Origin of the sequence: Kitasatospora putterlickiae (assembly GCF_039527695.1) — a bacterium.
Classification (GTDB): Bacteria; Actinomycetota; Actinomycetes; order Streptomycetales; family Streptomycetaceae; genus Kitasatospora; species Kitasatospora putterlickiae.
On record NZ_BAAAKJ010000095.1, the window covers coordinates 1 to 6,949 of the forward strand.

Below are 6,949 nucleotides of genomic sequence, written 5' to 3' on the forward strand. Positions count from 1 at the left end.
GGGTGCCGGTCCGGGCGCCCCGGCCGGTGCACCGGGTCGAACTCGTGCACGGCGCCCTGCCGGAGGGGCCCGCCGCGCTGCTGGCCCGGCTGCTGACGGGGGAGGAGGCGGGCGGGGCTCGGCCGGCGAACGGGGCTCGGCCGATGAGCGGGGCTCAGTCGGCGAACGGGGCTCAGCCGACGATGCGGGCGCCGGGGCAGCACGGGCCGTCGACCCGGTAGCAGACGTAGCGCAGACAGCCCAGACAGACCGAGATGTTCTCCAGCCGCCAGCTCTGGCCGTGGCAGGTGCAGTCGGCCCGTTCGCGCAGCAGCACGTCCCAGCCGTCCGCACCCCCGTTGGCGGCGAAGGCCGCGGCGACGTACGCGGTGGTGGACGGGTCGTCGTCGGCGGTGCCGCGCCGGGTGGCGTCCAGGTGCCAGCAGTAGAGGGCGAGCAACGCGCGCCCGTCGACGAGGCGGTAGCCGGCCCGGCCGTCGTCCTCCCAGGCCCGGACCAGCCGGGTGACCCGTTCCGGGAACGGGTGCGCGGGGTCGAGGAGGCAGCGGTTGCCCTGCAGCCGTGGCGGATGTGCGGTCATGTGGTCCCCTTTCCGGGGCCCACGGTAGGGCGTCGTGCCGCGAAGTCCCCGACCGGGGTGGGAGGTTGGTGATGGCTTGTTACGTGCACGTGGTGCCGTCGGCGGGCACCACGCCGTCCAGCAGGTACTGGTCGACGGCCTGCTTGAGGCAGGCGTTGCCGGTGTCGTAGCCGCCGTGGCCCTGTCCGCGCAGCGTGACGGTCACCCCGACGCCCGCGCCGAGCCGGCTCGCCATCGCGCGGGCCCCCTCGTACGGGGTGGCCGGGTCGCCGGTGTTGCCGACGACCAGGATCGGCGGCGCGCCGGGGGCGCTGACGTCGGGGTGATCGGTCAGGCCGGGCACCGGCCAGCCCGCGCAGGAGGTCAGCCCCCAGGCGGCGAAGTCGCCGAACACCGGCGAGGCCTGACGGAAGGCCGGCAGCTGGTCCCGCACCTCGGCGGCGGTGTAGCGCTGCCGGTCGTCGACACAGGTGATGGCGCGGTTGGCGGCGGACAGGTTGCTGTAGCGGCCCAGCGGGTCGCGGCCCTGGTAGGCGTCGGCGAGGGCGAGCAGGGTGGTGCCGGTGCCGGCTCGCAGCGCCTCCTGGAGCCCGACGGCCAGGGCGTTCCAGCTCGCCTCGCTGTAGAGCGCGGCGGCGATGCCGGTGACGGCGAGGTCCTGGGTGAGCGTGCGGCCGTCGTCGGCGGGCAGCGGGGCGGCGTCCAGGCCCTGGAGGAGGGTGGTGATCCGCCCGGTGCCCTCGGCGCCGCCCGGGCCGGTCGGGCAGGCCTCGCCCGCCTGCTCGGCGCAGGCCGTCATGAAGTTCTCCAGGGCGTGCTGGAAGCCCTCGGCCTGGCCGAGGGAGCTCTGCACGGGGTCCTGGGTCGGGTCGACGACGGCGTCCATGACCAGGCGGCCGACCGTCTTCGGGTACAAGTGGGCGTAGACGCCGCCGAGTTCGGTGCCGTAGGAGAAGCCGAAGTAGTGCAGCCGGTCGTCCCCGAGCACCTGGCGGAGCAGTTCGAGGTCGCGCGCCGCCGAGACGGTGTCGACGTGGGGCAGCACGGCGCCGGAGTTGCTCTGGCAGGCGGCGGCGTACGCGGAGACGGCCTCGTCGAGCGCCCGCACCTCGGCGTCGTCGTCGGGCGAGCCGTCGACGCCGGTGGCGGCGTCCGTGGCGGCGTCGTCCAGGCAGCGCACGCCCGCGCTGTCGCCGACTCCGCGCGGGTCGAAACCCACCAGGTCGTAGCGGGAATTGAGGTCGGCGTAGTCCTGGGCGAGGGCGGGCAGGGTGGCGACGCCGGAGGCGCCCGGGCCGCCGAAGTTGTAGATCAGCGAGCCGAGCCTGGGCTGGGCGCCGGCGGTCCGCAGCCGGATCAGCGCGAGGTCGATGGTCCGTCCGGTCGGCTCGGCGTAGTCCAGCGGGGCCTTGACCGTGGCGCATTCCCAGGGTGCGCCCGGGGCCTGGCCGCCGCCCTGGGCGGCGGACGGTGCCGAACAGGCCTGCCACGCGGGCCGCTGGCCGGTGAGCGCGGCGGGCAGCGCGGGGACGGTGGCGGTGGCGGCCGGGGGTGTGGCCGGGCCGCTGGTGGCGGGTGCGGCGGGGGTGGACGCCGCGGTGGACGGTTCGACCTTCGCGGAACTCGCCGTCGGGCCGCTCTGGCAGGCGGTGGCGCCGCAGGTCAGCGTCACGGCCAGGCCCAGGACTCCGGCGCCGCGTACGACAGGGTGCATGGGGGTTCCGTTCCGAGGCCGCCAGGGTGGTTCCGCCTGGGAGCCTAGGTCGGGGGCCGGTGGCCCGCCCGCCGGGCTGGTCCGTCCGGCCCCGCCCGGGTGACCGGTCCGCGGCGCGGGTTTCCGGAGCCGGGGTGGCTCGTTGTTCCTGCCGTGAGCTCTGAGTTTGCCGCCCGTGGCGGTTGTGAAGAAACGATTCTGCGCGCCCGGGGGCGATCGTGACGTCCGAGATTCCGCGGGTCCCCGTGCAGCGCGCCGCCGATGGGGGCTGCGCGGTCGCGCTCGACGTCCGGGTCGCCGTCTGGCCCGGGCTGACCGTCTCCGTGCCCGCCCGGCTGCGCTACCGCAGCGCCGACCCGTACGCCGTGTTCCTCGACAACCACACCGACCTCGCCACGCCGATCACCTGGGTGTTCGCCCGCGAGCTGCTCGCCGCCGGCCTGTACCGCCGGGCGGGCCTCGGCAGCGTCCGGGTCCGCCCCGGCGACGGCGAGCGCGCCGGGAGCGTCGGGCGGGCCGGGAGCGTCCTCATCACCCTCGTCGGCGAGGACGGCGGCGTCGACCTGCACGCCCCCGCCGACCGCGTCCGCGCCTTCCTCGCCCACACCGAGAGCCTCGTGCCGACCGGCCGGGAACGGGCCCGGCTGGACCTGGACGGGCTGCTGCGCCGGCTGCGCGACGGCGGCGCCGCCTCACCGGGGCCGTGACATTCACCTGTCCGTGTGCCCGAAGGGTCCCCGGCACGCCGCGGACGACCGAATACTGTGAGTGTCTGCACGGCTACACCCGGGGGGCGCGGTGCCCGCGCCGCCCTCCACGAGCGCGGCACCGCGGCCGCCCACGCACACGTCGGGAGAAGAAGTGGCGGACAAGCGGCTCAAGGCCTGGGGCAACAACCGCGCCGGCCAGCTCGGCGACGGCTCCTGGGCCGCCCAGCACACCAAGGCCACCACCGTGCTCGGGCTGACCGGCGCCGACGTGGTCAGGGTCGCCGCCGGCGCGGCCGGGCCGGCCACCGGGCACGCGCTGGCGCTGCTGGCCGACGGCACCGTACGGTCCTGGGGCGCCAACGGCTCGGGACAGCTGGGCGACGGCTCGGCCTCCGGCCACAGCGCGCCCGACTGGGTGGTCAACCTGGGTGACGCCACCGACGTCGCCGCCGGCGGCACCCACAGCCTGGCCCTGTGCGAGGACGGCACCGTGCTCGCCTGGGGCGAGAACGCCTACGGGCAGCTCGGCAACGGCTGCCACGCCGACAGCGGCGTCCCGGTCCGCGTCAGGCGCCTCGACGAGGTGGTGGCGATCGCCGCCGGCCTCAACCACAGCCTGGCGCTGCGCGAGGACGGCACGGTGTGGGCCTGGGGCCACAACGTCAACGGCCAGCTCGGCGACGGGACCTCGGCCGACCGGAACGTCCCGGTCCAGGTCTGCGGCCTGGACGCGGTCACCCGGATCGCGGCGGGCGCCAACCACAGCCTCGCGGTGGTCGGCGGACACGCGGTCAAGGCCTGGGGCTTCAACGCCGTCGGCCAGCTCGGCGACAACACCACGATCAACCGCTACACCCCCGTCAACACCCAGGGCGGCTGGTCCGGCGGGGTCGCGCAGATCGCGGCCGGCTGCCACCACAGCCTGGCCGTCACCGGCGACCACCGCCTCAGGACCTGGGGGCGGAACACCTCGGGCCAGCTCGGCGACGGCACCACCACCTTCCGGACCACCCCCGTGCCGGTCCCGGGCCTGACCGGCGTGCGGCAGGCGGCGGGCGGGCGCGAGCACACCGTCGTCCTGCTGGCCGACGGGCGGGTCCACTCCTGGGGTGCCAACGGCTCCGGACAGCTCGGCGACGGCGGCACGACCGACAGCGCCACGCCGGTGACCGCCCGCACCGACCTGACCAGGGCCGACCGGGTGGCCGCCGGGCTCGGCGGCGACTTCAGCCTCGCCCACTGAGCCGGGTGCCGGTGCTCACCGCCCCGGCGGGGTCTCCGGGCGCAGCGCGCGGACCGCGAACAGGGTGGTGAGGTGCGGCGAGCCGAAGTGCAGCGGCACGCTCCCGGTGCGGAAGTAGCCGGCGGCCGGCCAGGAGCCGTCCGGGAGCTGCGCCGCGGCCAGTCGCCCGCGCAGCCCGGGCAGGTCCGCGGTGGCGCCCGTGTACTCGCCGGCGAGCACCAGCAGTGCCAGTTCGAGCGAGGTCTCGGCGAACTGGGTGGTGACGTGCTCGACCGCCCGCCGCGCCGGTGCGGCGAGCGCCGGTACGACGGTCGAGGCCCGGGCGGCGGCGTGCAGGAACGCCTCGGGGGAGGCGTAGTACCGGGTGCCGGTGCGCGGGCCGGTCAGGTGCTGCTGGACGTAGCGGAGCGTCGCCTCGGCCGCCGGGTGCGGCAGCATGCCCGCCGCGCCCGGGAGTTGGAGCGTGAACAGGATGTTGGCGGCGGTGACGGCGTCGTAGCGGCGTCCGCGCGAGGCCGTTTGGTCGGTGTCCTCCCAGTAGTTCGGTATCGGACCGTCGTCCCGGCCGATCTGGGTGTCCAGCAACTCCCGGGCGTAGTCGGACAGCTGGTCCGGTGTGAGCAGCCCGTGCCGGGCGAGCCCGGAGACCGCGACCGCGGTGCTGTCGGTGTCGGCGGGGAACGGCACGCCGGGCGGGAAGAGCCCGTACCGCGGCCGCCACGGATGGCCGTACCTCCCGACCTGCCGGGCCAGCGCGGCCACCAGCTCGCGCTCCTCGGCCCGTTCGCCGTCGGGGCGCAGCAGGGCGAGGCCCCACTGGGCGGAGAAGCCCTCGCGGTCCGGGTCGAACCCGAGGTCCACGCCGTGCGTGACGAGCAGGCGTCGGCGGGCGTCGGCGCCGGTGAGCGGCGCGCGCAGCTCCGGGTCCAGGCCGGGCCTGGCGGACGGCAGCCCGTCGGGCCCCAACGCCCCGTGCAGGAAGGCCAGTCCACGCCCGACGGCGGCCTCCCACGGTGTTTCGTCGGCGGACATCGCGTCCCGTCCCCTCTCGTCGGCTGCTCATCGGACGGCCGGCCGCCCCCGCCTCTACTACTACCCCGGGCCCGCGTCCGCGCAAGCCTCACCCGGCGGGCGGCCTGCGGAACAGCGCGGTGAGCAGCACGGGCAGGCCGAACAGCGGCGCGCCGGGTTCCTGCGGCACCATCGGGCGGACCTCCACCTCGGTGAAGTCGCCGAAGATCCACCGCAGTTCGTCCGGGGTGAAGGCGAGCCCGCCGTCCAGCCGACCGGTGCGGTACAGCTGCGCGTCGGGCAGCTCCGAGCCCATCGCGCCGGCCGCGAAGCAGGTCAGGCCAAGGTGCCCGCCCGGCGCCAGGACGCGCTCCAGCAGCGCGAGGTAGCTGATCCGGCGGTGCGGCGGCAGGTGGTGCAGGCAGCCGGAGTCGTACACCAGGTCGTACTGGGGGAGGGGGAGTTCGACGGTGAAGATGTTGCCGTGGTGGAACCGGGGTGCGACGCCGGCCTCCCGCGCGCGCTCGCGCGCCCAGTCGAGGGCGGTGGAGGAGAGGTCCACGGCGTCCACCTCGAAGCCGCGCGAGGCCAGGTGGACGGCGTTGCGGCCCGCCCCGCAGCCGAGGTCCAGCACCCGGGCGCCGGGCGCGAGCAGACCGCGGTCGAGGTGGGCGACGAGGTTCTCGTCCGGCGCGGCGACGAAGAACGGCCGCCCGGAGTCGCGGTCGGCGTAGAAGCCGTCCCACCAGTCGGCGGCGCGGTCGGTCCAGCGGTCCGCCTCGGGGGCGAAGAGCCCGTCGAGCAGGGCGAGGACGTCGTCGGTGGAGCGGATGGAGCGGTTCAAGAGCGGGCCCTTCCGGTGGGGTTCGGTACGGATCGAGCCTAGGCTCTGTTCGAAGCGGGCCCGGCCGTGCTCAGATGGACGTCGGCCTCGGGGGGTGCCATGAACGCACGGACCGGGAGGACGGAGCCCGCGGGCCGGCTCCGGCTGTTGGGCGCGGTCGCCCGCTCGCTGACACCGGCCCTGCTCGTCCTGACGGGACTGGCCACCACCACGCTCGGCTTCGCCTGGTTCGCCGGCGCGGACGTCCGGGTGCACGCCTACCGCACGGCTCCCGTGTGCGGCCCGGCGGCTGTGCCCGGACCCGGCACGCACTGCGTACGGCACGAGCGCGGCACGGTGACGGCCAAGGCCACCCACGCCGGCGCCGGCCCCTCGGCCGGCGACCCCGACGCCGAGCGCACGGTGACCGTGGCGCGCGAGGCGGCTCCCACCCGGACCTTCTCCGTCGGCGCGGCCTTCTACGTGGACGTGGAGATCGGCGCGACCGTGGACCTGACGGTCTATCGCGGCCACGTGGCCGCGATCGCCTACCAGGGGCACCGCGCCGACACCCCGAGCCGGCTGTCCCTCGCGGTCCTCCTCGGTGTGATGGTCCTCGTCGGTCTGGGAGTCGCGCTCGCCTCCCACGGCCTGTCCTGGCCACGGCTGGGCCCGAGCGCGGCCCGCTTCGCCGCCGTCGGTGCCGTCGCCGCCGTCCTCGCGTTCTTCGGCGGCTTCGCCCTCATGTGGATCCCGCTGCCACCCGATTTCCTCCTGGCCCTGCCCGTCCTCCTCTGGCTGGTCGTGACCGCCGCCGCCACGGCCGTCACCTGGAACGACCGGCCTTCCCGGTGACGCCGCCGCCCCC

Annotated in this window: 7 protein-coding genes; 3 read left to right on the forward strand and 4 right to left on the reverse strand. The window is 76.0% G+C overall.

Annotation, left to right across the window (positions count from 1 at the left end; genetic code table 11):
- Positions 1–172: 172 nt before the first annotated feature.
- Together ABD308_RS10160 and ABD308_RS10165 are read right to left on the reverse strand one after the other, a co-directional pair.
- Positions 173–580, reverse strand: coding sequence for a hypothetical protein (locus ABD308_RS10160; protein WP_344331159.1), 408 nt, complete (start codon positions 578–580; stop codon positions 173–175).
- 79 nt (positions 581–659) lie between these two features.
- The gene (locus ABD308_RS10165; protein WP_344331161.1) at positions 660–2,294 is read right to left on the reverse strand and encodes an alpha/beta hydrolase; all 1,635 of its coding nucleotides are present in this window, start codon (positions 2,292–2,294) and stop codon (positions 660–662) included.
- A 218-nt stretch (positions 2,295–2,512) separates the two neighbouring features.
- Between ABD308_RS10165 and ABD308_RS10170 the strand changes: the two genes are divergently transcribed.
- Complete coding sequence (locus ABD308_RS10170) at positions 2,513–3,001, forward strand: SsgA family sporulation/cell division regulator (RefSeq protein ID WP_344331163.1); 489 nt, start codon at positions 2,513–2,515, stop codon at positions 2,999–3,001.
- 154 nt (positions 3,002–3,155) lie between these two features.
- The gene (locus ABD308_RS10175; protein WP_344331165.1) at positions 3,156–4,247 is read left to right on the forward strand and encodes an RCC1 domain-containing protein; all 1,092 of its coding nucleotides are present in this window, start codon (positions 3,156–3,158) and stop codon (positions 4,245–4,247) included.
- Positions 4,248–4,262: 15 nt separating this feature from the next.
- Here ABD308_RS10175 and ABD308_RS10180 read toward each other — a convergent pair whose 3' ends face one another.
- Both ABD308_RS10180 and ABD308_RS10185 read right to left on the reverse strand, forming a co-directional pair.
- On the reverse strand, positions 4,263–5,279 hold the full coding sequence (locus ABD308_RS10180) for a hypothetical protein (RefSeq protein WP_344331166.1): 1,017 nt from the start codon (positions 5,277–5,279) through the stop codon (positions 4,263–4,265).
- An 88-nt stretch (positions 5,280–5,367) separates the two neighbouring features.
- Positions 5,368–6,102, reverse strand: a complete 735-nt coding sequence (locus tag ABD308_RS10185; protein WP_344331168.1) for a class I SAM-dependent methyltransferase — start codon at positions 6,100–6,102, stop codon at positions 5,368–5,370.
- A 99-nt stretch (positions 6,103–6,201) separates the two neighbouring features.
- Here ABD308_RS10185 and ABD308_RS10190 point away from each other — a divergent pair, with 99 nt between their 5' ends.
- A complete protein-coding gene (locus tag ABD308_RS10190; RefSeq protein WP_344331170.1) occupies positions 6,202–6,936 on the forward strand; it encodes a hypothetical protein in 735 nt (244 codons plus the stop codon).
- The last annotated feature ends 13 nt before the right edge of the window (positions 6,937–6,949 follow it).